Source organism: Actinomadura sp. J1-007, assembly GCF_009793335.1.
In the GTDB taxonomy this organism is placed as follows: Bacteria; Actinomycetota; Actinomycetes; order Streptosporangiales; family Streptosporangiaceae; genus Spirillospora; species Spirillospora yumaensis.
This window is the reverse complement of the sequence record NZ_WING01000001.1, coordinates 4,029,491-4,054,442: the sequence shown is the minus strand read 5'-3', so window position 1 is coordinate 4,054,442 and position 24,952 is coordinate 4,029,491. Positions and strand designations below refer to the sequence as shown.

The following is a 24,952-nucleotide window of genomic DNA, read 5'->3' as shown; positions in this document are numbered from 1 at the left end:
CCAGAGTTGGCTGCCGTGTACCCGTGTCCCCGCGTCCCGCCGCGGGGGCCGCGCCCGTCACTCGTCCGGGTAGCCGAGCTTGAGGTCGTGGCCGTCCTGGCCGCCGCCCGACAGCGACAGCGCGGTCGCGACGGGCGGGTAGCCGGAGGCGATCACGGTGTACTGGCCGCCGGTCAGGTCGGTGAACGCGTACTCCCCGTCCGGGCCGGTGATCATCATGGCGACCACGTTGCCGGCCGCGTCCACGAGGGTGACGCGGGCGTCGCCGACGGGCTCGCCCGCCTCGTCGCGGACGGTGCCGCGCACGCGGGACCCGGCCGGCAGGTGCACGTCGTGGCGGCTCTGCCCGTTGCCGACGACCTCGACCGGCAGCGCGACCGGACGGTGCGCGGCGGCCGACACCGCGAGGGTGTAGGTGCCGCTGACCACGTCCTTGAACGCGTACTCGCCGCCGGCGCCGGTACGGCCCGTGCCGACGACCTCGCCGCGCACGTCGGTGACCACGACCATGGCGCCCTCGATCGGGCTGCCGTCGGCGCTGCGGACGGTGCCGGCGAGGCCGCCGTTGCCCGCGAGCAGCAGGTCGAAGTCCACCGGCCGGTCGCCGACGACGAGGGTCGCCGCCTGCGGCTCGTGCTCGCCGGTCGCGGCGATCAGCACGTAGGTGCCCGGCCCGGGGGTCGGCAGCGCGTACCGGCCGTCCGACTGGGTGATCGCGCGGCCGAGCTGGTGCCCGCCCACGTCGATCAGGGTGAGCGCGGCGGACGGGACGGGCGTGCCGTCGCCGCTGCGGACGAGGCCGCGGATCGGCACGCCGCCGTCCTCGGGGTACTGCCCGCCGTTCCCGGACGAGGCGTACGCGTTCTGCATCGACATCATCTGTCCTTGGGAGAGAGCGGGGTCGGCGGCGACGGGGGCGGGCGCGGGCGCGGGGGCGCGGGCGCCTGAACGGGTTCCGTGCTCGCCCCGTTACCCATGGTGCCAGCGTTGCCCGTGTTCCACCCGGAACCGGCGCCGTTGGCGGACGCGGTGACGGGCGCGACGGAGACCAGCTCCTGGTCGCCGCGCAGCCCGTTCGGCTCGAAGCCGCGCGCGTGCCGTCCCCCGGCCGCGGGCGGCTGGCCCTGCGGCGCGGTCGCCGCCGGGTCCCCGCCCTTGGCGGCCTGGCGTGCGGCGGAGCCGCGCAGCGGCAGCTCCTTCAGGAACAGCACGACGAGGAAGCCGACGACCGCGATGGGGACGCCGACCATGAACACCGTCTCCAGCGCCTTGGTGAACGACTCCAGCACCAGGCCCTTGAACGGCTCGGGCAGCGCGTGGATCGCGTCGGGCGAGCCGAGCGCGGTGCCGGTGCCCGAGGGCGGCCGGACGTGCGCGGACGCGAGCGCGTCCTTCAGCTCGGCGCTCAGCCGGTTGCTCAGGATCGCGCCGAACGCGGCGACGCCCATGGCGCCGCCGAGGTTGCGGAAGAACGAGATCCCCGAGGTCGTCGCGGCGAGGTCGGCGGGCTCGGCCGCGTTCTGCGCGGCGAGGATGAGGATCTGGAGGGTCAGGCCGAGGCCGACGCCGAGGACGGCCACGTCCGCGCCGATCAGCACCTTGCTGGAGTCGGTGTGGAGCTGCGAGAGCAGGAACATCGCGCCGGCCACGAACGCCAGCCCGACCACCGGGAAGATCTTGTAGCGCCCGGTGCGGGTCACGATCTGCCCGGACGCGGTGGAGGTGATGAACATGCCGATGACCATCGGCAGCGTCATCAGCCCGGACGCGGTCGGGCTCATGCCCTTGACGATCTGGAGGTACTGCGGCAGGTAGATCATGCCGCCGAACATCGCGATGCCCATGCAGAGCGAGGCGATGCTGCCGAGCACGAACGTCCGGTTGCGGAACAGCCGCGGCGGCAGGATCGGCTCGCGCGCGAACCGTTCGGCGAACACCGCGCAGACCAGCAGGACGACGGCGAGGCCCCCGAGCCCGTACGTCCAGGTGGAGTTCCAGTCGAACTCCTTGCCGCCGAGCGACAGCAGCAGCATCAGGGCGGTCGCGCTGCCGGTGATCGTGACGGCGCCGAGGACGTCGATGCGGGTGTCGCGCTTGATCTTCGGCAGCTTCAGCACCCGCTGGATCACCAGGAAGGCGATCACGGCCAGCGGGATGCAGACGTAGAAGCACCAGCGCCAGCCGAGCCCGTCGGTGTCGACGATGAACCCGCCGAGCAGCGGGCCGGCGACGGTGGCGACGCCGAAGACCGCGCCCATGTAGCCGGAGTACCGGCCGCGCTCGCGCGGCTCGACCACGTCGCCGAGGATGACCTGGGCGAGGGCGGACAGGCCGCCGACGCCGAGGCCCTGGAAGGCGCGCGCCGCGATGAGCTGGCCGACGTTCTGGGAGAGCCCGGCCCCGACGGAGGCCACCACGAACAGGAGCAGGGCGCTCTGGAACGTCAGCTTGCGCCCGAAGATGTCCGACAGCTTGCCCCACAGCGGGGTGGACGCCGTCATGGTCAGCAGCGAGGCGCTGGCCACCCAGGAGAGCTGGTCCTGGCCCCCGAGGTCCCCCACGATCGTCGGCAGGGCCGTGCTGACCACCGATGTCGAGATCATCGCGGTCAGCATCGCCATCATCAGACCGAGGAGGATCTCCAGGATCTGACGGTGCGTGTATCGCGGTCGCGCTTGCTCTGGCGTCACCGGACCGTGCGACGCCACGCTCGCTTGAGCCACCCTGCCCCCAACAAGTCAATTACCTGTGTTTTGCATATATCCTATGTACGCGCCTGTTTACATGCAACTCGATGGATACTGGAGCCTCGCTGGAGGACACCGGCCGTGACGGGGAGCGGGAACGGAACATGCAGGCCGAGGCAGTGGTGAGGGAACGACCGAAGCGGAACCGGGAGGCCACGCGGCAGCGGCTGCTGGAGGCCGCCCGCGACCTGTTCGGCGAGCACGGCTACGACGGCGTCACCGTGCGTATGATCGCCTCCGCCGCGGAGGCCAACATGGCGCTCGTCAACCGCTACTTCGGCTCCAAGGCGGCGCTGTTCGCCGAGGTGCTCGAAGGCGAGTCGAGCCTCAACGCGGTGATCACCGCGCCCGGCCCGCCCGAGGGCCCGCCGCTGCCGCGCCGCCTCGCCGAGCACTTCGTCCGCCAGGTCCACCGCGGCCCGGCGAGCACGCTGTCGCGCATGATGGACCGCTCCGTCGGCAACGCCGAGGTGCGCGAGATCCTCCAGCAGCACATGAACGCGTTCCTCGTCGAGCCGATCGTCGAGCAGCTCGACGGCCCGCACGCCCGCACCCGCGCGCTGCTCGCCGCAACGCTGATCATGGGCGGCGGGCCCGTCCGCCGGATGTTCGGGCTGGCCGACCTCCGCGAGGCGGAGCCGGCGGCCCTGACCGACCGCCTGGAGGCGATGTTCGCGCAGGCCCTCTCCCCCACCGTTCCCTGACCGGCGGACGCCCGGCGACCGCGTTGCCCGAGGACGCGGCGTACACCTCCGGGTGTAACGGGGGCGGGGCGGCTACCCCAGGCGGCGCAGGCGGGGTCGGCTGAGCGGCGGAGCGGGCCGTGTTCGCCTTGCGCATAGGCTTTCCCGCATGAGGCTGGGGGGAGCCGCGCGGCTCCGGGAGCGGTGGAACGGCACGGGGCTCGGACGCCGCTGGGCGGGCGCCCGCCGGGGCACGCGCTGGGCCGCCGGAGGCGCCGCCGTCGCGGTCCTCGCGGGCGGCGGCGCGGCCTGGGGGTACGCGGCGGCCGGCGAGGCGGCCGTACGGGTCCACGAGCAGCGCATCCAGGTCGTGGACGGCCCGAAGGACGACCAGCGGGTGAGCCTCGACACCTCGTTCTACGCCCCGGTCGGGCGGCGGACGGGCCCGGCGGTCATGCTGGGCCACGGGTTCGGCGGCTCCAAGGACGACACCCGCGGCGAGGCCGAGCGGCTCGCCCGCGCCGGGTACGCCGTGCTGACCTGGTCGGCGCGCGGGTTCGGCCGCTCGGGCGGCGAGATCGCGCTGAACTCCCCCGACTACGAGGTCAAGGACACCCGGCAGCTCGTCGACTGGCTCGCGAAGCGTCCCGAGGTGCGGCTCGACGGGCCCGGCGACCCGCGGGTCGGCATGGCGGGCGAGTCGTACGGCGGCGCGATCGCCCTGATGACCGCCGCGTACGACAAGCGGGTGGACGCGATCGCCCCGCAGATCACCTGGAACGACCTCGCGACCGCGCTGTTCCCCGACGCGACGGGCCGGGGCGCGGGCGACGGGGTGTTCAAGAAGCTGTGGGCCGGGATCTTCTTCACCAGCGGCGCCCGCGAGACGGCGTGCGGCCGGTTCCTGCCGTCGCTGTGCTCGATGTACCAGCGGATCGCCGAGACGGGGATGCCGACCGAGGAGGCCGTCGCGACGCTGCACCGGTCGAGCCCGGCGTCCGTCGCCGACCGGATCGAGGTCCCCGCGCTGATCGTCCAGGGGCAGTCCGACTCGCTGTTCACGCTCGACCAGGCCGACGCCAACGCGCGCGCGATCGCGCGGAACGGCGCGCCGGTGTCGATGGTGTGGTTCCAGGGCGGGCACGACGGCGGCGACCCCGAGACCGGCCGGATCCGCGGCCTGGTCCGCGACTTCTTCGACGAGCGCCTGAACGGGACGCCCAGCGGCGGCTCCGGCGGGAGCGGCTCCGGCGGGCACGGGTTCACCGTCACGCGGGCGGGCGGCATCGACTCGTCCACCCAGTCCGTCGTGGTGGAGGCCGCGACGGCGCGTTCGTACCCGGGGCTCGGCGCGCACCCCTCGACGCTCCCGCTGAGCGGGCGGCGGCAGACGATCCACAACCCGGCGGGCGGCTCGCCCGCGTCGGTCTCCGCGCTGCCCGGCCTCGGCGCGCTCGGCGGCATCGGCGACCTCGGCGGCGGCGCCGCGTTCGGCGGCGGCCTCCCGGCCGACATGCCGGGGCAGTCCGCCGCGTTCGACACCGCGCCGGTCGACCGGGCGCTGCGGCTCACCGGCGCGGCGACGCTGAAGCTGAAGGTGACGGGCAAGGGCGACGTCCCCCTGTTCGCCAAGCTGTACGACGTCGCGCCCGGCTCCGGCGCGTCACCGGCCCGCCGGATCGCCGCGCCGTTCCGGGTGCCGGACGCGGACGGCGGCCGCGAGGTCACGGTGACGCTCCCCGCGATGGACCACCGCTTCGACCGCGGCCACCGGCTCCGCGTGGTCGTCGCGACGACCGACATGGGCTTCGCGACACCGCCGCGGCCCGCGTCGTACCAGGTTGAGGCGGTGTCCGGGCTGACCGTGCCGACCGTCCCGGCGCTGCGCGCCCCGGCCGCGCCGCTGCCCGCGTGGGTGTGGGCGCTCCCGCTCGTCGCGCTCGCCGTCGCCGCGGGCATCGCCGCGACCGGACGGCGCGGGCGGCGCGCCGGGCCCGCCGCCGCGTACGACCCGGACCTCCGCGACGTCCCGCTGGAGATCAGCGGGCTCACCAAGGCGTACCGCAACGGGCACCTCGCGGTGTCCGACCTGTCGTTCCGCGTGGAGAAGGGCCAGGTGCTCGGGCTGCTCGGGCCGAACGGCGCGGGCAAGACCACGACGCTGCGCATGCTCATGGGCCTCATCCACCCCGACTCCGGCGAGATGCGGCTGTTCGGCCACCGCGTGACGCCGGGCGCGCCGGTGCTGTCGCGGCTCGGGTCGTTCGTGGAGGGGCCGGGGTTCCTGCCGCACCTGTCGGGGCGCGACAACCTCGACCTGTACTGGCGGGCCACCGGGCGTCCGGCGGGCGAGGCGCGCATGGCGGAGGCGCTGGAGATCGCCGACCTCGGCACGGCGCTCGACCGGCCCGTCCGCACGTACTCGCAGGGGATGCGGCAGCGGCTCGCGATCGCGCAGGCCATGCTCGGGCTGCCCGACCTGCTCGTGCTGGACGAGCCCACCAACGGCCTGGACCCGCCGCAGATCCGGGAGATGCGCGAGGTCCTCGTGCGGTACGCGGCGGCCGGGCGCACCGTGATCGTCTCCAGCCACCTGCTGGCCGAGGTCGAGCAGACCTGCACGCACGCGGTCGTCATGTCGCGCGGACGGCGCGTCGCGGCGGGCCCGGTCGCCGAGATCGTCGGCACGTCCGGGCGCCGGCTGGAGGACGCCTTCCTGGAGATCATCGGCGACCACGGGGGCCGGCGTGAGCGGCGGGCCTGAGGCCGACGGGACCGGCACGGACACGAGCCTGAACGGAAGCGGGGGCGAGCACATGGGCACGACCGCACCGCCCGGCGGCGAGGCGTCCGCGCGCACCTTCGCGCCCGCCTCCGCCTCCGGCGCCGCCGTCGGCGGAGAGGGCGACGGGCGGGGCGGCGGATCGCCGGGGTACGACGTGCGGCGGACGCTGCCGCTGCGGGTGGAGGTCGTCCGGCAGTTCCGGCGCAGGCGCACGCTCATCGCGTTCGGGATCCTGCTGGTGCTGCCGTGGGTGCTGGTCGGCGCGTTCCAGATCGGCGGCGACCCGGGGCGCGAGGGCGTGCCCGGCCTGGTGGACGTCGCGACCTCCAGCGCGATGAACTTCGCGCTGTTCGCGCTGTTCGTCTCGACCGGGTTCCTGCTGGTGGTGGCGGTGGCGCTGTTCTGCGGCGACACGGTGGCGAGCGAGGCGGGCTGGTCGTCGCTGCGCTACCTGCTCGCGTCGCCCGTCCCGCGCGCCAGGCTGCTGCGGCAGAAGCTGGCCGTCGCGGTCGCGTACGCGGTGGCGGCGGTGCTGAGCCTGCCGCTGATGTCGCTGCTCGCGGGCACCGTCGCGTTCGGCTGGGGGGACGTCGAGCTGCCGACGGGCGGGACGGTCCCGGTCGGCACCGCGCTCGGCCGGATGGGGATCATCGTCGCGTACGCGCTGCTGTCCCAGCTCGTGGTCGCGGCGCTCGCGTTCCTGCTGTCGGTGACGACCGACTCGCCGCTCGGCGCGGTCGGCGGCGCGGTCGGCCTGGTGATCGTCAGCAACATCCTGGACGCGGTCACCGCGCTCGGCTCGTGGCGCGACTTCCTGCCGACCCACTGGATGTACGCGTGGATGGACGCGCTCCAGCCGCAGATCCAGTGGACGGGCATGGCGAAGGGCACGGCGGTCTCGCTCGCGTACGCGGCCGTGCTGTTCGCGCTGGCGTTCCGCCGCTTCCGCACCCGCGACATCGTCTCCTGAGCCCCCGCGCGGCGCGGGCGGGCCGCGTGGCGGTCAGCGCAGGGCGGCGAGGACGTCGTCGGTGGTGGCGACGTCGCCGAGCAGCGGGAAGATCGTCTCGACGGCGAAGCGGTGCGCCTCGGCGGTGAACCCGGCCATCGCGTCGTGCGGCAGGACCACCCGGTAGTCGTGGTCGCTCGCGGTGCGCGCGGTGGACTCGACGCCCGCGTTGGTCATCAGCCCGGCGACGACCACGGTGTCGATGCCCTGCCCGGCCAGCTTCTCGTGCAGGCCGGTCTCGTGGAACGCGTTCCAGGCCCGCTTGGTGATCAGCAGGTCGCCGGGGCGCGGCTCCATCTCGCCGACCAGCTCGCTGCCGGGGGGCTGCTCGTCCACGCCCGGCCGCTCGGCCTGGACGATCACGACGAGCGCGCCCGCCTCGCGCGCGGCGTCCGCCAGCCGCATCGCGGCGCGCACGACGTCGGCGCCGCCGCGCGGCCCGGTCTGCATGCCGACGATGCGCACCTGGAGGTCGATGACGATCAGTGCGGTACGGGACGGCTCGACGGCCAACTCGCTCATGGGGCGGAAGTCTAGGCCCGCGCGGCGTCCGGCCAGGTCCGGCCATGATCGCGCAATGGGCACGGGACGTGATGATTCGCCTGCGCAGGGCGAGAACGGGCTCCCGAAAACCGGTCGAACGGGCAGAGGCCGTCGCATAGGCTCGTCGAACCTCGCACCGTGCGGCGGCGTCGTACGGGGTGAGCACGACATCGGCTCGATCGACGGGTTAGCACCCGGCCCGACGGGGGAGATGATCACCATGGCACGGCAGCAGCTCGTCAAACGCCCCAAGCCTCCACGTCAACCGAGCCCGCTCGACCTCAGGACTCCGTCGGGACGCCTCCTGCCGTACTGATCACGGACCTCCCGTCTCCCGCGGGTCGCGCGAACGATCGACGCACAGGGCCTCCCCGCGCCGCCACGGCGCGGGGAGGCCCTGTCCGCTCTCAGCACGGCCTCCCCGGGCGCGCGAACGGTCACGCGCGCCGGTCGAACCAGTCGCGGCCCGCCGCCCAGTGCGCCGCCCAGCCGTCGAATCCGGGCGTCCCGCCGGTGTGCCCGAAGGGCCTGCCGAACGGCAGCGCGCCGGCGTCGGTGACGAGCCACACATGCCCGAGCTGCTCGCCGGCGACGACCAGGACCCAGTCCATCGCGCAGCCGTCCGTGCCGAGGAGCAGGCAGCCGTTCCGCACGTCGGGCTCGCCGCTCTCCAGATCCTCGGCGTCGTCCCAGAGCAGCGCCTCGGTCAGCGGGAACGGCACGTCGGGCCGCCAGCCCTCCGGGACCGTGTCGGCCAGCCGCGCGAGGCCGTACGCGGGCGGGCCTTCGGCGCAGCCGTCCCCGACGAGCGCGGTGAACGTGCGGTAGGGCTCGGGCACCGCGACGCCGTGCTCGGCCTCGAACGCGCGGACCGCGTCCCAGCCGAGCGGCGCCCCGAGGCCGCGCCCGGCGAACGCCCGCCGCAGAGACTCCATGCGCTCCACCCAACCACCCTTCCGTACGGGCCGCCGCGCCCCCGACACTGTGATCATGTTGGAGACCGAACGGCTGATCCTGCGTCCGCTGAGGGGCGACGACTTCGACGACTACGCCGCGATGATGGCCGACCCGGACGTCGCGGGCGGCCTCGCCGAGGGCAACGGCGCAACGCGCGGCGGCGGGCCGCCGGAGAAGGCGGGCCTGGAGCCGATGGACGCGTGGCGCAACCTGGCCATGTTCATCGGGCACCGCGAGATCCGCGGGTTCTCGCACTGGGCGCTGGTGGAGAAGGGGACGGGCCTGTTCGTCGGGCGCGCGGGACCGTGGCGGCCGCACGGGTTCCCCGGCCTCGGCGTCGGCTGGTGCCTCGCCCGCGCGCACTGGGGCAAGGGGTACGCGTCGGAGGCGGGCCGCGCCGCGCTCGCCTACTGCTTCTCGATGCTGGACGCCGAGGAGGTCATCTCGCTGATCCTGCCCGGCAACGACCGCTCCATCGCCGTCGCCGAGCGCATCGGGCACCGCCACCTGCGCGACACCGAGTACCGCGGCAACCGCGTCCACGTCTACGGCCAGCGCCGCCCCGCCCCCGACCCGAACGCACCGGACACGGCGAACACAGGCGCACAGCCGGGCTGAGCGCCACGGACCCGCCACGGGCCGAGTCGGACGCGGCGGCCGACGCACACGCGCGCGGGAGGTGCGGGCTGGTCCGCGCGGGGCCGTGCGCGGTTATTCGCGGGTGGTGAGGAGGGTCACGGGGCGGGGGCGGGTCGCGGAGAAGGTCGTCCAGACGCTCGTCGCGCCGGTCACCGCGAACGCGCCGACGGTGACGGCCGCGAGGAGCGTCCAGGGGACGGCCACGAGCGGGCGGCCCGCGCCGCGCAGCGACGCGGCGAGCATCCCGGACAGCGCGCCGCCCGCGACCGCGCACCCGAGGACGAGCCCGATCGCGGTCACCGCCCACGACTCGACGAGCGCGGCCCGCACGACCTGCGGGCGGCTCATCCCGGCGACGCGGGCGGCGGCGAACTCCGCCCGCCGCTCCGTCCCGGCGATCACCACGGCGTTGATCACCGCGACGACCGCGTAGCCGCCGGCCATGCCCATGAGCACGGCGAGGATGCCGAGGTTGCCGCGCTGCTGCTCGGCCGTGCGCGCGTCCGCCCACTGCGCGACCGTCCGCGCCCTGCCGAGGCCGGCGGCGCGGACGCGCTCGCGGACCTGGGCGGGCTCGGTGCCGGGCGCGACCCGTACGACGGTCTGCGCCTCCCCGCCCGCGCGGACCGGCGCGGGCACGACGTCGCGCGGCACGAGGAACGTCTCGGAGTAGTTCTCCAGCGTCGGGACGAACGCGGCGACGACCTTCAGCCGTACCGCGTGCCCGCCGACGCGCGCGGTCACGGTCGAGCCGACGCGGACGCCCTCCGCCGCCATGCCGGGCCCGAGCGCGATCGTCCGCCCGCGCAGCCGGTCGAACGAGCCCGCGAGCAGCCGCACCTTGTGCGCTCGCCGGTAGGCGGGAGGGTCCACGGCGACGATCCCGGAGTAGTGGGTCCTGCGCCAGGAGCGGCCCTCCTCGTGGTGCCGTGCGGTCACGCTGATCGGCACCGTCACCTCGGGCGAGGCGGCGGCCACGCCGGGCACCGCCGCGATCCGTTCGGCCGCGGCGCCCGGCGACTCCACGACCAGGTCGCCCCGGACGAGCCGGCGCTGCTCCTCGCCCGACATCAGCGCGAGCGAACCGAGCGTCCCGGCGAGGCCGACCAGCAGCGCGACCAGCACGATCAGCGGCGCGGCCGTGGACGCGCTGCGCCGCACGCCGTCGCGCAGGTTGGCCTGCGCGATCTCCCCGAGCGTGCTCCTGCGCAGGGCGACGCCGAGCGCGCGGCCCGCGAGCGGCACGACCAGGGGGCTGAGCGCGCTCAGCGCGACCCCGCCGGTGATCGAGATGCCGAGCGCCAGCATCATCGCGCCGAGCAGTTCGGCCGACTGCGCGAGCGCCACCATCAGGACGGTCAGCGCGAGGCCCGACACCCCCGACAGCCACCGCATCGGGGTCATCACGCGGGCCGAGGCGCCGGTGTCGCGCAGCGCGTCCAGCGGGCGGACCTTCGCGGCGCGGCGCGAGGCCGCGAGCACGCCCGCCAGCGACACCGCGATCCCGACGCAGGCGGACGCGACGGCGGCGCCGGAGTCCCACAGGACGGGCGCGAACCCGTCCGGCAGGAAGCCGAGCGCGATCAGCAGCCGCGCCTGCGCCCACGTCGCCGGGACGCCCGCCGCCGCGCCGAGCGCCGTGCCGGCGAGGCCGAGCAGCAGCGCCTCGGCGAGCAGCAGCAGGACGAGCTGCCCCCGCCCGCCGCCGACCAGCCGCAGCAGCGCGAGGTCGCGGCGCCGCTGCGCGACGGTGAACGCGAACGTCGAGCCGACGATGAACACGGTGAGGAACACCGACAGCATCACCGTCATCCCGAGCAGCGTCGCCGCGCCCGCGTACCCCTCGCGGATCTGCTCGCGCACCCGCCCGGACGCGCCCGGCGGGACGGGCGCCCGGTCGGTCGAGACCATGACCAGCAGGGACGACTGGACGAGCGCGACGCCGAGCGCCACCGCGACGATCGCGCCCGCGAACAGCCGCCACCGGTCGCGGAACGTGCTGAACGACAGGCTCAGCACGGCGCCGCCTCCAGCCGCGCGAGCCGTTCGGCGACCTGGGCGGCCGTCGGCCGGTCGAGGCGGTCCACCAGCCGCCCGTCGGACAGGAACACGACCGTGTCGGCGCGCGCCGCCGCGGCCGGATCGTGGGTGACCATGGCGATGGCCTGCCCCTCCTCGTCCACCATCCGGCGCAGCAGGGACAGCACGGTCCGCGCGGACGCCGAGTCGAGCGCGCCGGTCGGCTCGTCGGCGAACAGCACCGCGGGACGGGTGACCATGGCCCGCGCGATCGCGACGCGCTGCTGCTGGCCGCCGGACAGCTCGCGCGGGCGGTGCCGGAGCCGGTCGCCGAGGCCGACGGCCTCCAGCACGGCCCGCACGTCGCCGCGGGGCACGCGGACGCCGGCGAGCTTCAGCGGCAGCGCCACGTTCTGCTCGGCCGTGAGCGAGCCCATCAGGTTGAAGCTCTGGAAGACGAACCCGATCTTCTTGCGGCGCAGCCGCGTCAGCACCGCGTCCGGGGCTCCGGTGATCTCCTGCCCGGCGAGGAACACCTGGCCGCCGGTGACCCGTTCCAGCCCGGCCGCGCAGTGCAGCAGCGTCGACTTCCCCGAACCGGACGGCCCCATCACCGCCGTCCACGACCCGGCGGGGAACGCCAGGCTGACGCCGTCCAGCGCGCGGACCATGGCGCTGCCCGAGCCGTGCACCCGCGACACGTCGCGCAGCTCGGCCGCGATCGGGAACGCGGCGGACCGCGCGGGCGGCGGACCGCTGAGCTGTGTCATCGGCACTGTTCCTCCGGCTGTCCAGTGGGCTTGGCGTCCTTCCAGGGGACCACCCGGGGGACGCGCCCGGCATCATGGCGGGCCACCGATCGCAGGTAGGGCCAGGGCTACCGCGCCGCTACGCGTTCTCGGCTAGCGTGGGCCCGTGACCAGCACCGATCCGCGGAATCCGCTGGAATCGGTGGCCCGGCGCCGGTTCCTGATCTCGTCCTGGCCGTGGCGTTCGGCGGGCTACCTGCTGACGACGGCGGGGCCCGCGCTCGCGGCGGCCGTGCCGTTCGCCGTGCTGGCGCTGCCCTGGGCGGCGGCGCTGTCGTCGCGGCACGGGTTCGGCGCGCGGACGGTGTTCGCGGCGCTCGGCGCGCTGCTGGTCGCGGGCCTCGGGCCGCTGGTCGCGCTCCCGCTCGCGGGCGTCGAACGGCGGCGGCTCCGGCTGGTCGACACCCGGCCCGTCACGTCCGGGCACGTCCCGGCCTCCGGCGCGGCGCGGTGGCTGCGGGTCCGCTACGGCGAGGCCGCCACCTGGCGCGAGCTCGGCTACGCCTGCCTCCTGCTGGCGGCGGCGCCCGTCCTGTACGGGGCGTTCTTCATGATCGCGCTGTTCGTCGTCGGGCTCGCGGCCAGCCCGCTGCTCGCCGGGAACGGGTCCGGCCGCGCCGGCGAGCCGCTCGCGCTCGGCCCCGTCAAGATCGACTCCGTCGCCGAGGCCCTCCCGTACGGGGCGGCCGGGCTCGTCCTGCTCGCCGCGCTGCCGTACGCGGCGGCGCTGCTCGCGGGCGCGCACGCCGCCCTCGCCCGCGCGCTGCTCGGCCGCGGCTCCGGCGAACGGCTCCGCGCCGAGCTGGTCGAGGTGTCGCGCTCGCGGGCCCGGCTGGTCGACGCGTTCGAGGCCGAACGCCGCCGGATCGAGCGGGACCTGCACGACGGGGCCCAGCAGCGGCTGGTCAGCCTCACCCTCAAGCTCGGCCTCGTCCGGGTCGAGCTGCCGCCCGGCTCCGAGGCCGGGCGCGACGTGGCCGACGCGCACGAGGAGGCGAAGCTGCTGATGACCGAGCTGCGCGAGCTCATCCGCGGCATCCACCCGCGGGTGCTCACCGACCGGGGGCTCCCGGCGGCGCTGGCCGAGCTGGCCGACCGTTCGCCCGTGCCCGTGACCGTACGCGCCGACCTGCCCGAACGGCTCCCGCCGCACGAGGAGGGCACCGCCTACTTCGTCGCCGCCGAGGCGCTGGCCAACGTCGCCAAGCACAGCCGCGCGACGCGTGCGGCGCTGACCGCGGCGACGCGCGGCCGGACGCTCGTGCTGGAGGTCGAGGACGACGGGCGCGGCGGCGCCGACCCGGGCCGCGGCACCGGTCTGACGGGCCTGGCCGACCGCGTCGCCGTGATCGGCGGCAGAATGCTGCTGTCCAGTCCGGCCGGAGGGCCGACCCTGCTACGCGTGGAGATCCCGTGCGGCCGACGGTCCGAGTAGTCCTCGCCGAGGACGGCGTCCTGCTGCGCGAGGGCCTCGCGGGCCTGCTCGGCAGGTTCGGGTTCGAGGTGGTCGCCGCGGTCGGGGACGCCGAGGCGCTGCTCGCCGCCGCGGCCGAGCACGAGCCCGACCTGGTCGTCACCGACATCCGGATGCCGCCCGGGTTCAGCGACGAGGGTCTGCGCGCCGCCGTCGAGCTGCGCCGCGCCCGCCCCGGCCTCGCCGTCGTCGCGCTCAGCCAGTACGTCGAGCTCAGCTACGCCGCCGAGCTGCTCGACTCGCGCGACGGCGTCCGCGTCGGCTACCTGCTCAAGGACCGCGTGGTGGACGTGGAGGACTTCGTCTCGGCGCTGCGCCGCGTCGTCGAGGGCGGCACCGTCGTGGACCCGACCGTCGTCCGCCAGCTCCTGCGCCGCAGCCGCGACCCGCTGTCGCGGCTGTCGGCGCGCGAGCGCGAGGTGCTCGCCCTCATCGCCGAGGGCCACTCCAACAGCGCCATCACCCGCATCCTGCACATCTCGGACGCGACGGTGGGCAAGCACGTCGGCAACATCCTCGCCAAGCTCGACCTGCCGCTCACCGACGACAAGCACCGCCGCGTCCTCGCCGTGCTCACCTACCTGCGCGGCACCGCCTGACCGGTCACAGCGCCCTGCGGAAGCACACCCGGTGCTGGCCGGGCCCGTCGTAGTCGGCGCGCGGCGCGCTCGCCTCGAACCCCATCGCGCGGTGGAACGCGATGGAGCCCGTGTTGCCCGGCGACGTGACGGCCCGCACGGTGGTCCGCCCCGCCGCCCGCGCCTCTTCGAAGAACCTCTCGTAGAGCGTCCGGGCGAGGCCGCCCTTGCGCCGGTCGGGATGGACGCCGACGAAGTGGATGTACGCCTCGTCCGCGCGGTCGGCGGAGTGGAAGCCGACGAGGAAGCCCTCGACGCCGTCCGGGCCGTCCGCCACCAGGCTCGTTCCGGCGAAGTGCTCCAGGAACAGGCGCGGCAGCAGCAGCGACAGCTCGCGCGCCTCGTCCGGCGTGCGCGAGTCGCCCCACCACGCCGGCAGCGCCGCGATGATCGCCGCGTGGTCGTCCAGCCGTGCCCGCCTGATCGCTTCCATGGCCCTCCCTCGGTCGCGTGCACTCCAACCTAGGACGCGATCAGGGCAGCAGGACGTTCTTGCCGATCGTCGTCCGCTCCTCGAACGCGCGGTGCGCCTCCGCCGCCTCGGCCAGCGGCCGGGCCGAGCCGATGACCGGGTTCAGCTCGCCGCGCGCGGCCAGGTCGAACGCCCGCTCGCGCAGCGGGGCGATCCGTTCGGGCGGCATCAGCGCGGTCGCGAACGCGAGCACCGACAGCGCGCGCCGGTAGAGCAGGCCGCTGTCGATCTCGTGCGGGACGCCGCTGACGTTGCCGTAGAGGACCATGCGCCCGACGACGGGTTCGAGCCGTTCGAGCGCCTTGCGCGTGACCTGGCCGCCGATCGACTCGAACACGGCCTGCACCGGGCCGAACTCCCACTCGTCCCGTTCGAGGTCGACGGTCTCGTCGGCGCCGAGACTCCGGACGAGCTCGGCCTCCCGTTCGCCGCGAACCCCGGCGACCACCCGCGCGCCCGCGCGCGCGGCGAGCTGGACGAGCAGGCTGCCGACCCCGCCGGCCGCCGCCTCGACCAGCACGCTCTCGCCCTTCTCGACCCGCGCGACGTCCAGCAGCCCGACCGCGACCGTGCCCTGCGTCAGCAGCGCGAGGGCCTCGTGGTCGCCGATCCCGTCGGGGACCGGCACCAGCGCCGCCGCGGGCGCCGCGACGCGTTCGGCGTAGCCGCCGCCCATGACCTGCGCGAGGACGCGGCGCCCCCCGGCCGTCCCCACCACCTCGTGGCCGGGCGCGAACGGCATCGGCAGGTCGGGCATCCAGTCGCCGAGCGCGCCCGCCCTGAGCTGGACGTCGGTGTACCCGATCCCGGCCGCCGCGACCTCGACGACGACCTCCCCGTCCCCCGGCACCGGGTCGGGGACCTCCTCGTACCGCAGCACCTCGGGCGGACCGTACTGGTGGAAGCGCACAGCGCGCATGGCTCGTCCCTCCTCTAGCGGACCGGCGGTCCGCTTAACATCCGCTAGCATACGGACCGTCGGTCCGGATATGTCAAGCGGCGAGGGGTCATGAGGGCGGACGCCGAACGCAACCAGCGCGCGATCCTGCTCGCCGCGCACCGGCTGATCTGCGAGAACGACATCGACCAGGTCTCGATGAACGACATCGCGGCCGAGGCCGGGGTCGGCAAGGGCACGCTGTTCCGTCGCTTCGGCGACCGCGAGGGCCTGTTCGGCGCCCTCTTCGAGCAGCTCACCGCCGACTGGGAGCCGGGCGCCCTGGCCCGCCTCGCCGACCCGTCCCGCCCCCCACTGCACCGCGCCCTGGCGTTCATGACCGAGCTGTTCGACCGGATCACCGTCCCCGGCCTGCCCCTCGTCCGCGCCATGGGCGGACGCCACGCCACCCCCGAACGCCTCCGCCACTACCGCCTCTGGCACGAGGCGATGACCAAGGTCATCACCGAACTGCGAACCCCCGCCGACCCCCCGAACCTCCCGGACCCCGCGTTCCTGGCCCACGCCGTCCTCAACGCCCCCCGCGCCGACCTCGTCGACAGACTCACCGAAGCCGGCATGTCCCTGGCCGAAGTGAGAACGAACATCGTCGCCTTCACCCACACAGCCCTGACCGGCCTCCCCCTCCCCCCGACCTCCACCCCCCACCCCGCACCTGCCCCACCTCTCAGTGAGCGCCGCATCCCTCGCCCAGTCCCCTGCAAGCTCGTCGAACGCCGTCCGAGTCAATGGGCCGGAGCGAAGCCGACCGCACAGAAGGGGCCGGTCCGTCTAGACCGCAGTAACCGCCTGGGGCACTTTCCGGAAGTACTACTGGTGGCAGCTTTCGCCGTCGCCCACGGTCACGCCTGGACCGGCCACTCAAAGTCTCCACGCGACCAACGAGAATTTTGCGTCAAAAGGTGTGATCACTCTCCACCGCAGGCTGCCCGGCTCATCCAAAACAGCTCCACGGAAGCCACGGCTCAGCCCCACCTGGGCCGCTCGATTACCACGCAACCCATGGGCCAGCCAGCTCAACCAGTCAGGTGCTGACCACCCTACGAGTGCATCCACTCAGCTCACTCGTTGACCTGACGCTCCTCGGCCGGCTGTTCCAGATTCTGCTGACGCTTCTTCTGCTCGGATTTCAGGCGATGAACTTCCGCAACAAACTCCTCGAGGCGCTCATTTTCATCCGCGATGTTTTTGTATCGTCCGACGCCAATCTCTACCGCCTCCCATTCCTGTTCGATACTGTCGGCCGTCTGCTGGAGATAGAAGCTGCGTTCCTTGTATTTGAAGTAGCCCATGAATCCGCTCGAGATTCCGACCAGGAAGGTGACGGCCGGAGTGGCCCATCGCAGAACGGCATGACTGGTGGCCACACCGGCGATCGCCGTCGCAGCGAAGGAGCCGATTATTAGAAGGCCTTGCAAGCAATTATTGATGCGCCTGTACGAGTTACTCTCCTGCCTGAGCTGATCGATATCCGCATACGCATCCTCCTTGTAGGAGGTACGGCGAACCCTGACCGGCGTCTCCGCCTCAGAAATCAATCGCTTTCTAACCTCTCGTTCACGTGCCAGTTCAAGTTCCAACTGCCCTTCACTCTTCCGACCCTTCTGCCTTGCACGCCAGGTTTCCCAGGGAGAGCCACCACGGACCTCCATATTGACCGGCCCACCTGGATAATGTTTCAACAGTACGGTCGCAACGACGAATCCCGCGACCATGATCAGCGCAGGTGCGTAAATTACGTACACTAGTTTCCTGTCAATCCCGGGCAACCACCAGATACAATAGAGAACCAGCCCGAGGACTGGCCCCAGCAACAGTGAGATGTGCGACCAGCGGTGTCGCCTCCTTGCAATGTCCAGGTGTAGCTGGAGGGTGCGCACCTTGTGGTTGATGGCGAGTATCTGCTCGTCCACAAGCTTCCTTTCGATCATTCGGCCTTATCGTCGATTATCGAGGGTTGATCAGTATGACCGTGTCTGTCACGCGAAATATCCAGCCCGAGCTTCCCTTTGCCAGGCCACTGCAGAAATCAACGATTCGCGCCGCCTGGAAGGTCTCCAGCGGTGCCAGATCAACCGATAGGACCTTCCCTTCCCGATGAGCGCGAGCTATGTCGGAAACCGCAGAGCGATAGGTAGCGGGCCTGTATCTCACGAGATCATCCAATTGAACGCCCCGAATACGCTCAGAATGAGGATCGAATTCGTTGAGCCAAGAAACATCGTCCAAAGCATCCGCAAGCGGGTCGCGACCTCTGTCCGGCCCGCCTGTATTGCCGACCGGGCGGCGATAGCCCGCGCGTCCGACTCTCGTATCGCTCCGGCGCAGCGCTGCAAGCCCGAGCATGAAGAGAAGCAGGGCCACCGCCAGCCAAAGCGCTTCCACAAGAAATGTTGGTTGGATCTCATAGGGCACCCTCAGACTGTAGCTATCACCCCTGCGAGGAGCACCCCTGTCCGGCGAACCCCCAGTTCGCGGGCAGAAGAACGTGTCCGGTGACCCACCACATGGTCGTACGTCACGAGCGCGGCGCCTTCACCAGACTGCACCAGTCTCTGCGGGAGGCCCATGCGGGTGCCGGGCCCGAACCTCGGAGTAGGACGTGGCTGGCTGAGAGCCTAGCCTCGCCAGCGCCGAGGACCATGACTATGAGTAGCCCGTCCACGGCGCTGAAGGAGAGCACGAAAGTCACCGTTCGCATACAGGGCAGTAGCCTGCCAGCAAGGGGGACGGAACATCCGACCACCCAACGGAAGAGTGGGACCACCGCCTGACCGACAAGGATTCGCAACAGGAATTACTGGATCGTGCCCGAAAAACTCGACGCGCTGGACACCAAATTTTACACCGAACTGCGGTGATCGCTGCAAGCTGCCCCGCTTCTGCAAAAGTCCTCGGGCGATACGACTTCATCCGCACACGGGAACTCATGGTCGCACTGGTGGACGCCAATGGGCCCGAAAAGAATTCCATGACCGTGCGACGCATGCACGACCTTGCAGCCGGCTTCCTCCAACGAACGGAAGCCACGGCGCGGCCGTATCGTCCTCGCCAAGCAGAAGTTACTGAGAAGTCCCAGAGATGCGAAAGGAACTCAGCTCGTCGCGTGCGCGCCGCCGGACATGCACCCCTCACGCGCGGCCCCGGCCTTAGAAAACTCAACTCGGCCGTGCTTCCCTCTGCAATGTCCGCAAGCACCCTCGGGTGGAAACAAGACCAGAACGCCCCTCAAAGCGACTTCAGCAAAGCCCGGCTAGAGGCAGCCGCCACAAGCACAGTCTCCTCTATGCTCGACCCACCACACGTTATTGGCCTGATCGTTTGACTGTCCAGGAAGGGGCGGTTAAGGACGAGGAGAGGCGGTCATCCAGGAAGTGGCCGACGACTCTGATGAGGCCTCACAGATTGAAGGTCGAGTTAAGCGAGCCTGAATACAGTGAAGCATTGAGGGCACGCGCCAACGGATGCAAGTTGCAGTGACAGGAGACTCGAATATCAGAGGCACCGGATCAGCAGCTCGGAAGCTTAAAGACCCTTGTCGGCATGCCTGGCCTCGAAGACGACTCTCGAAATCTGTTTCAGCAGCGCGCGTACGCAGCAAGGCGTCGCGCGAGCGGACGGCCATGTCGCCGACCTCAAGCGCCCGAGGCGCCCTCCCGCTTTGTCGTAGCGCGGCTTGGTAATTTAAGGCCGCACGCCGCTACTCGCGTCGACCAGGGCGGGGCCGTCCCTCATCGGCTCCCAAGTTGATCGTTGACCGGAGCGTTTCGTAGCGGAGCACTCCTTCTCGAACGCCCGCCACTCCACCGTGGCCAGCTCACGTCCCAACCCACGTGACCAGGCACACCACGACGACTTGGGGCAGCCCGTACTTCGGCGGCGCCCGGGGGCACACGGCTGGGGTTTACGCCCAGGGCCTCACTCGGCTTCTCGACGCATGATTCTAGACCGGCGAGTCCACCAGATCGCCGAAGCCACGCATCCTTCGCGAAACAGCACATCAGCGAGATTCGCTGCAGCCTCCGCGTCACCGCTCTCTGCCGCTTGGCGGTACCAGCGCTTCGCCTCGTCAGGACGGGCCGAGTTGTTGAACGCCACACCTAGATTGAAGGCAGCGTCAGACAAACCGGACTCTGCTGCGACCGTCAAATAGGAAATTCCCTCCTGGAGCCGACCAAGATCGATGAGCAATTCACCTGCGGCGGCTGCCGCTTTACGATCACCCTCGTCCGCAAATTGCATTACGATCGAGACCGCCTCTGTGAGGCGGTCTCCGTCACAGTAAAGCCGAAAGAGGCACCAGGCTGCCACATCATGCCCTGCGTCGGCGGCACACCGATACCAACTCTCAGCATCCCCATATCGACCAGTCTTCTCGCATAGTCCCCCAAGATTGAACGCCGCGTCCGAAGACCCCTGATCTACGGCCTCCCTGTACAACTTCTCTGCCTCCGCCGGACGGCCGGTCTCCTTGAGAAGCACTCCCAGATTCGTCTTAGCCTCAACCGAGCCACGCGCAATAGCCCTTTGATACCAGCGTTCGGCGAGTTGTACTCTTCCTGCCTGATGGTGGAAGGCGCCGATGTTCGTGGTCGCTAGAGCGTCGTTGGCCATGTCCGCTTGCCGATACCAACGCTGTGCTTCGTCAGTTCGTCCCGCTTTACTCAGGATGTTACCGAGATTCGTTGCGGCATGATGTTCGCCCAGGTCAGCGCCTCTCCGATACCATTCTTCAGCTTCGTTTATCCGCCCCTGCTCTTCCAGGCTCAAGCCAACATTGAACAGCGCCGGCGGAAAGTCGGCATCTACAGCCAGTTGGTTCCATTCATCTGCCTCAGCATCGGCTCCCTCTTCACGCAAAAGGAGGCTGAGGTTATAGGCTGCCCGAGGTTCGCCCCACTCGGCACTTTTCCGAAAGAGCTCCCGTGCCTCACTTGGTCGGTCGTTCGCGCTGCAGAGGATTCCGAGGTTGTACGCGGCCATTGCGGATCCGCCATCGGCCAGCGGCCGCCACAGCGCCTCCGCAGTCGCACACGAAGCGTTCGACTCCGCCAACGCGCCGTGTAGAGCGACGTTCATCGCGTCGTACTCATCCGCGACGCGTTCGGCCGCACGTGGCCAAACGAATTCCGGGACCGGCTGGGGCTGAGCCAATTGCTCAATTCCGTCCACCAGGTAGTCGAAGACGTGCCAGTGCCCTTCGGTAGATGGCAATAACGGGCTGGTTACCCCAAAACGAACCCGTTCAGCCCAAACGAACGCACCCGCAAGCGGCTCCGGGCGGAGGAGGGCGCCTCCTTGCGCGGCCAGGTAATGCTCATGCAGTTCGACGAGCAGGTCCCGGGAGTACGGACCGGCCAAACCCGTCCGTGCAAGATCCACCGCAGCGGACACCAAGGCGGCGCCTCGTGGCGCGCCGTCGACGTCATTCGACCGGCGCCATTCAGACCAGATCGCAGGCCCCGCCGCGAGGTACTCCGCCACCCCGTGAAAACCGTGGTGCGCCACAGCGTCGACGATTCGCTCGTCCTTACTCGCCTTCGCGCGGCGGAGTTCCTGCTCCGACCACGTCCGATTGAGATCTAGTGGCTCAACGCGCCCCAGCACCCTCGCACCGATCTGCGCCGCCGGGTCCCCAGCCAGGAATCGCTCCTGGCTGATAGCGGGGGTGAAGATCTCGTATGGCTTTACTCGGATGGTCGCAAGGAGCGGGATGCGCAGCCGCTCGAACTCGGTGAGCATGTTCGTGTCCAAGCCGCCAGGGCCCAGAAAGCGTTCGAGACCGTCAAGCCAGAGCACGCACCGGACGCCCACGCCGCCGATCGCCTCAAGAACAACAGGTAGTTCGGTACCGATCTGCGGTGTAGCGACCCTGTGCTCTGGCAGGACCGCACGCATCGCTTCGAAAGCTGCCCGAGTCTTGCCCGCAGCTGAGTGCCCGCGGACCAGCACCAGACCGCCCCGCTCGTTCGCCGCTGCCAGCCTTTCACGGAGCTCGCCATCGACGTCGCGTTCGATGTACGGAGGCACACCTTGGTCAGCGGGGCTCGGTCGAGCACGGTGGGCCCCAGCCGACAACGGGTCCCATTCCACCGCAAGCGGCCAGAGTTCCGGTTCCGTCAGGTGAGCAGGCGCGCTAGACGTGGCCTCGTTGATGGACACTGAGCCGATGTCATGGGCCTGAACCACGGAACGCTGATTACCGCCATAGATTTCATTGCGAGTCGAGTCCACTCCTCACCCCGATCTCTCCACATGCAGGGGCCAACCATAGCTGGCTGGAGTATCGTGAGGCGGTCATACGCCAGGAAGGATCCATCGTCATGGGAAAGGGAAGTCGCGCACGACGCGAACGGCGTGACGGTCCCAAGAAGCAGCGGAGCAGTGCCTGTCCGGGTAGCTCACCGGACGAGGTCGCGAACGCGGCTCTGGATCGACTGATCAGGACCAACGAGCCCGGTCGTATGAGCCTTGCAGGTGCCTACGCGTACGGCTACCTGGCCCTCGCCCTAGCCCAGCAGGACGACGAAGAGCGGGGGTGGCTGAACGACACCGACCCACTTGACGTGATCCTCCTCGGCGCCGTGTTTCCTGCGAAGTTCCGCGGGGCGGGCGAATTTAGTAACGCACTCACCGCATGGCTCGAGGTGCTGCGCGGAACCCATCACTGGGCGAGCATTCAACGCTTCATCGCAGAAGCGGTTGCTGTCAGTCGAGAACTCGGACTTCCGGTCGACGACCCCACCGTGCTGCTCCGCTTGGCCGCGCGTATCGAGAAGGCGGGACTCGATCAGCCTAGGCTGCCTGCCGCTCTGCTGCCCAACCGCGCCCTCGCTGATGCCCGGTTCGGCCATGGCCCACCGCCCGACCTCGAACTCCCCACCCCTTCCGCGAAAGCGCAGCGAGAGGCCCACCGCCTGCTCTCAGAGTTCGATCTGGGACCAACTTATGAGAACACTTGTGCGGAGGAGCTGGCCACCGGACTATCGTTGTTCATCAATGCTGGCCTACCTGTCTGCGACGAAAGCTCGCTTCTACTGATGGCGTTGTACTCGGCACTTGCGGCATCAGACGATGAGGACCTTGATCTTCTGGGCGAACAGTCGACCGACTGGGCATTGGGGTTGCGTGAGGACAGCCCGCTGCTCCCGGTGGCCGACATCTTGCTCAGCGCGACGCCGCTCAATCTAGATCCATTGACCACCGTGAGCCACCTGTTCATGCTCCCCGCATTCACCCAATCGGTCAGAAGCGAAGACCGAGACTGGCACGGCGGCCCAGGAACCCTCTTCATCAAGGTCGCTTTCGAACTCGGCCACTCTCACGTCGAAACACGCAGACGCGAGGTCTTTCGGCTCGGCCCGCTTGCTGCCGCAGAGATGAGAAGCTTTCAGCGCAAGCGCGAGGAACACCTCGGCCGTCCACCCGCACCCGATGACTTGCTGTTCGCGGACAATGGACCGCTTGACTTGGCAGCAGCCGACCGTGCGAGAACCGCTCTACTCGAAAGCGCGGGCATACATCCCGCTTGGATTTATGCCAGTTCCCAGAACGACGGCCTGCTGCCTCGCTCCTCCGGCGACTTCCTTCGTCCGCGAGACCGGGAGGACTGGGAAAAATCCATCGACGAATATATTCGTCAACATCCTGATGAGGAGATCGATCACGAGCTTGAAGCATGGAAACTGCGCTCAATGCTCGGCATGATGACCGTACGGACAGCTACCGAAGATCATGAGTATGGCATCCAGGTCACCGCACTGCTAGACAGCACCTCTCCGAGCGGGGAAGACAGTCTTCAAACCATCTACGACTTTCTGGGGAGGATAGGTCCGGCGTTGGCAGACGCCATCGAGGAAGAGCCCCACCTGGCAGTTCACTCCGCGACCCTTGCCGCGGACTGGTCCGGTCCCTGCCTAGCCCGACGAGTGCTCGACTCTGCCAAGAACCTGCCGACCGGTGATTCGATCGATGATCCTGCAGCTACCTTCATCCTCGCCGTCGCCTTCCTCCATGGACAGAAACAATAGGCTCCGAGACCAGGGGATCAATCGGGAGGGGCCCCTCCCGATTGGGGAAGACAGGCCTGTGCCACCAAAGCCGCAGTAGCGTTGGGGTCCTGCAGAGGTACCGCTAGTAATCGTCTTGCCCGCGCATGATCACTCCACTTGGTAGCTCGCGAACACAGGCGGCAGCGGTTGAAGTTGCTCGCCTACTTTGAGTATCTGTCTGGCGCACCATACAGATGCGCCGATGCGTCGTTCCTTCCACTTCGAGTTTGATGCTGGCCAACCGCCACGGGGCGCGAGCACCAGCCGTCCCATCGTTGGTCGTTGGTGGCGGGCATGCGCAGGCGGTGTCCTGGCAATCCGAGTCGTCGAACCCGAACCGATGGCCTTGGAAGTCATCTCCAGAAGTGGACGGATGTTGGCAGGCAAACCCAACCTGAAGCAACGATGGCGTCTGCCGCTACTCGGCTGGGGCTACGCCCACAGGGCAGGAGAGGCCGGTGCCGCCTAGGCCGCAGTAGCCGTTGGGGACCTTCTCTAGGTACTGCTGGTGGTAGTCCTCGGCGAAGTAGAAGTCGGTGGCGCGGGTGATCTCGGTGGTGATGGGGCCGTAGCCGGCGGCCGTGAGGACCTGCTGGTACGCGGCGCGGGACGCTTCGGCGGTGTCGCGTTCGGCGTCGGTGCGGTAGAAGATCGCCGAGCGGTACTGGGTGCCGACGTCGTTGCCCTGGCGCATGCCCTGGGTGGGGTCGTGCGCCTCCCAGAAGACGCGCAGGAGGGCGTCGTAGGTCGTCTCGGACGGGTCGTAGACGACGCGGACGGTCTCGGTGTGGCCGGTACGGCCGCCGCAGACCTCCTCGTAGGTGGGGTTCGGCGTGTAGCCGCCCTCGTATCCGGCCGAGGTGGAGACCACGCCCGGCGTCTCCCAGAACTTGCGCTCGGCGCCCCAGAAGCAGCCGAGCGCGAACTCCGCGATCCGCGTGCCGTCCGGGTAGGGCGGGGCGAGTGGTGTGCCGAGGACCTCGTGGCGGGGCGGGACGGGCACGGGCTCGTCGCGTCCCGGCAGGGCCTGGGCCGGGTCGACCATCTTCGTGGAGCCGAACATGTCCTCAAGGTTAGCTCGCCGGGCGGCGCGGCAGCGGGCGCGTCCTCCTGTGGTCAGGAGCGTCTCCGTTTTAGCTGATTACGTCCTGATATCTTGAGGCTCGTG

General features: G+C 70.6%; 20 protein-coding genes. 8 read left to right on the top strand and 12 right to left on the bottom strand.

Translation table 11 applies throughout. The annotated features are described in order from the left end of the window. Nucleotides 1-57: 57 nt before the first annotated feature. Together GEV43_RS18440 and GEV43_RS18435 are read right to left on the bottom strand one after the other, a co-directional pair. Nucleotides 58-876, bottom strand: coding sequence for a collagen binding domain-containing protein (locus tag GEV43_RS18440; RefSeq protein ID WP_206681209.1), 819 nt, complete (start codon nucleotides 874-876; stop codon nucleotides 58-60). Continuing rightward, nucleotides 876-2,708 carry an MDR family MFS transporter gene (locus GEV43_RS18435; RefSeq protein WP_309239702.1) on the bottom strand — a complete coding sequence of 611 codons (1,833 nt, stop codon included), beginning with the start codon at nucleotides 2,706-2,708 and terminating at the stop codon, nucleotides 876-878. The genes GEV43_RS18440 and GEV43_RS18435 overlap by 1 nt, the downstream gene beginning before the upstream one ends. Before the next feature lie 86 nt (nucleotides 2,709-2,794). On the opposite strand from GEV43_RS18435, the gene GEV43_RS18430 reads away from it, so the two are divergent. The 3 genes from GEV43_RS18430 (at nucleotide 2,795) to GEV43_RS18420 (ending at nucleotide 7,185) form a co-directional block, all read left to right on the top strand. Beyond that, entirely contained in the window at nucleotides 2,795-3,451 is a 657-nt protein-coding gene (locus GEV43_RS18430) for a TetR/AcrR family transcriptional regulator (RefSeq protein ID WP_241682950.1), read from the top strand. Between the two features lie 148 nt (nucleotides 3,452-3,599). Beyond that, nucleotides 3,600-6,194 carry an alpha/beta fold hydrolase gene (locus tag GEV43_RS18425; protein WP_160821765.1) on the top strand — a complete coding sequence of 865 codons (2,595 nt, stop codon included), beginning with the start codon at nucleotides 3,600-3,602 and terminating at the stop codon, nucleotides 6,192-6,194. Then, complete coding sequence (locus GEV43_RS18420; RefSeq protein WP_309239701.1) at nucleotides 6,178-7,185, top strand: ABC transporter permease subunit; 1,008 nt, start codon at nucleotides 6,178-6,180, stop codon at nucleotides 7,183-7,185. The genes GEV43_RS18425 and GEV43_RS18420 overlap by 17 nt, the downstream gene beginning before the upstream one ends. A 33-nt stretch (nucleotides 7,186-7,218) precedes the next feature. On the opposite strand, the gene GEV43_RS18415 is transcribed toward GEV43_RS18420, so the two are convergent. Both GEV43_RS18415 and GEV43_RS18410 read right to left on the bottom strand, forming a co-directional pair. Next, complete coding sequence (locus GEV43_RS18415; protein ID WP_160821764.1) at nucleotides 7,219-7,746, bottom strand: cysteine hydrolase family protein; 528 nt, start codon at nucleotides 7,744-7,746, stop codon at nucleotides 7,219-7,221. Between the two features lie 458 nt (nucleotides 7,747-8,204). Further along, on the bottom strand, nucleotides 8,205-8,702 hold the full coding sequence (locus GEV43_RS18410) for an SMI1/KNR4 family protein (protein WP_160821763.1): 498 nt from the start codon (nucleotides 8,700-8,702) through the stop codon (nucleotides 8,205-8,207). Nucleotides 8,703-8,757: 55 nt separating this feature from the next. Here GEV43_RS18410 and GEV43_RS18405 point away from each other — a divergent pair, with 55 nt between their 5' ends. After that, a complete protein-coding gene (locus tag GEV43_RS18405; protein ID WP_160821762.1) occupies nucleotides 8,758-9,342 on the top strand; it encodes a GNAT family N-acetyltransferase in 585 nt (194 codons plus the stop codon). 93 nt (nucleotides 9,343-9,435) lie between these two features. On the opposite strand, the gene GEV43_RS18400 is transcribed toward GEV43_RS18405, so the two are convergent. Both GEV43_RS18400 and GEV43_RS18395 read right to left on the bottom strand, forming a co-directional pair. After that, entirely contained in the window at nucleotides 9,436-11,382 is a 1,947-nt protein-coding gene (locus GEV43_RS18400; protein ID WP_160821761.1) for an ABC transporter permease, read from the bottom strand. Beyond that, nucleotides 11,376-12,152 carry an ABC transporter ATP-binding protein gene (locus tag GEV43_RS18395; protein ID WP_160821760.1) on the bottom strand — a complete coding sequence of 259 codons (777 nt, stop codon included), beginning with the start codon at nucleotides 12,150-12,152 and terminating at the stop codon, nucleotides 11,376-11,378. The genes GEV43_RS18400 and GEV43_RS18395 overlap by 7 nt, the downstream gene beginning before the upstream one ends. A gap of 145 nt (nucleotides 12,153-12,297) precedes the next feature. On the opposite strand from GEV43_RS18395, the gene GEV43_RS50485 reads away from it, so the two are divergent. Together GEV43_RS50485 and GEV43_RS50480 are read left to right on the top strand one after the other, a co-directional pair. Next, complete coding sequence (locus GEV43_RS50485) at nucleotides 12,298-13,626, top strand: sensor domain-containing protein (protein WP_160821759.1); 1,329 nt, start codon at nucleotides 12,298-12,300, stop codon at nucleotides 13,624-13,626. After that, on the top strand, nucleotides 13,605-14,264 hold the full coding sequence (locus GEV43_RS50480; protein WP_160821758.1) for a response regulator transcription factor: 660 nt from the start codon (nucleotides 13,605-13,607) through the stop codon (nucleotides 14,262-14,264). Before GEV43_RS50485 ends, GEV43_RS50480 begins: the two co-directional genes overlap by 22 nt. 4 nt (nucleotides 14,265-14,268) lie before the next feature. Here the strand turns inward: GEV43_RS50480 and GEV43_RS18380 are convergent, their stop codons facing one another. Next, a complete protein-coding gene (locus GEV43_RS18380; protein WP_160821757.1) occupies nucleotides 14,269-14,736 on the bottom strand; it encodes a GNAT family N-acetyltransferase in 468 nt (155 codons plus the stop codon). A gap of 40 nt (nucleotides 14,737-14,776) precedes the next feature. After that, entirely contained in the window at nucleotides 14,777-15,694 is a 918-nt protein-coding gene (locus GEV43_RS18375; protein ID WP_160821756.1) for a zinc-binding dehydrogenase, read from the bottom strand. Nucleotides 15,695-15,784: 90 nt separating this feature from the next. On the opposite strand from GEV43_RS18375, the gene GEV43_RS18370 reads away from it, so the two are divergent. Next, nucleotides 15,785-16,768, top strand: a complete 984-nt coding sequence (locus GEV43_RS18370) for a TetR/AcrR family transcriptional regulator (RefSeq protein ID WP_160821755.1) — start codon at nucleotides 15,785-15,787, stop codon at nucleotides 16,766-16,768. Between the two features lie 26 nt (nucleotides 16,769-16,794). Here the strand turns inward: GEV43_RS18370 and GEV43_RS18365 are convergent, their stop codons facing one another. The 3 genes from GEV43_RS18365 to GEV43_RS54950 all read right to left on the bottom strand — a co-directional run bounded on the left by GEV43_RS18365 (nucleotide 16,795) and on the right by GEV43_RS54950 (nucleotide 21,763). Then, on the bottom strand, nucleotides 16,795-17,664 hold the full coding sequence (locus tag GEV43_RS18365; RefSeq protein WP_206681208.1) for an SLATT domain-containing protein: 870 nt from the start codon (nucleotides 17,662-17,664) through the stop codon (nucleotides 16,795-16,797). Between the two features lie 16 nt (nucleotides 17,665-17,680). Then, complete coding sequence (locus tag GEV43_RS18360; protein ID WP_160821754.1) at nucleotides 17,681-18,148, bottom strand: cell division protein SepF; 468 nt, start codon at nucleotides 18,146-18,148, stop codon at nucleotides 17,681-17,683. Between the two features lie 1,503 nt (nucleotides 18,149-19,651). Further along, nucleotides 19,652-21,763, bottom strand: a complete 2,112-nt coding sequence (locus GEV43_RS54950; protein WP_206681207.1) for a tetratricopeptide repeat protein — start codon at nucleotides 21,761-21,763, stop codon at nucleotides 19,652-19,654. Nucleotides 21,764-22,197: 434 nt separating this feature from the next. Here GEV43_RS54950 and GEV43_RS18350 point away from each other — a divergent pair, with 434 nt between their 5' ends. Continuing rightward, a complete protein-coding gene (locus tag GEV43_RS18350) occupies nucleotides 22,198-23,763 on the top strand; it encodes a hypothetical protein (RefSeq protein ID WP_160821752.1) in 1,566 nt (521 codons plus the stop codon). 439 nt (nucleotides 23,764-24,202) lie between these two features. Here GEV43_RS18350 and msrA read toward each other — a convergent pair whose 3' ends face one another. Next, complete coding sequence (gene msrA / locus GEV43_RS18345; RefSeq protein WP_160821751.1) at nucleotides 24,203-24,847, bottom strand: peptide-methionine (S)-S-oxide reductase MsrA; 645 nt, start codon at nucleotides 24,845-24,847, stop codon at nucleotides 24,203-24,205. Nucleotides 24,848-24,952 lie beyond the last annotated feature (105 nt).

Coding starts and splice junctions, on each gene's coding strand:
- GEV43_RS18440 (WP_206681209.1), bottom strand. CDS start 876: ATGTCGATGCAGAACGCGTACGCCTCGTCCGGGAACGGCGGGCAGTAC.
- GEV43_RS18350 (WP_160821752.1), top strand. CDS start 22,198: ATGAGCCTTGCAGGTGCCTACGCGTACGGCTACCTGGCCCTCGCCCTA.
- GEV43_RS18405 (WP_160821762.1), top strand. CDS start 8,758: ATGTTGGAGACCGAACGGCTGATCCTGCGTCCGCTGAGGGGCGACGAC.
- msrA (WP_160821751.1), bottom strand. CDS start 24,847: ATGTTCGGCTCCACGAAGATGGTCGACCCGGCCCAGGCCCTGCCGGGA.
- GEV43_RS18375 (WP_160821756.1), bottom strand. CDS start 15,694: ATGCGCGCTGTGCGCTTCCACCAGTACGGTCCGCCCGAGGTGCTGCGG.
- GEV43_RS18425 (WP_160821765.1), top strand. CDS start 3,600: ATGAGGCTGGGGGGAGCCGCGCGGCTCCGGGAGCGGTGGAACGGCACG.
- GEV43_RS18410 (WP_160821763.1), bottom strand. CDS start 8,702: ATGGAGTCTCTGCGGCGGGCGTTCGCCGGGCGCGGCCTCGGGGCGCCG.
- GEV43_RS18430 (WP_241682950.1), top strand. CDS start 2,795: ATGGATACTGGAGCCTCGCTGGAGGACACCGGCCGTGACGGGGAGCGG.
- GEV43_RS18370 (WP_160821755.1), top strand. CDS start 15,785: ATGAGGGCGGACGCCGAACGCAACCAGCGCGCGATCCTGCTCGCCGCG.
- GEV43_RS18395 (WP_160821760.1), bottom strand. CDS start 12,152: ATGACACAGCTCAGCGGTCCGCCGCCCGCGCGGTCCGCCGCGTTCCCG.
- GEV43_RS18365 (WP_206681208.1), bottom strand. CDS start 17,664: ATGATCGAAAGGAAGCTTGTGGACGAGCAGATACTCGCCATCAACCAC.
- GEV43_RS18415 (WP_160821764.1), bottom strand. CDS start 7,746: ATGAGCGAGTTGGCCGTCGAGCCGTCCCGTACCGCACTGATCGTCATC.
- GEV43_RS18380 (WP_160821757.1), bottom strand. CDS start 14,736: ATGGAAGCGATCAGGCGGGCACGGCTGGACGACCACGCGGCGATCATC.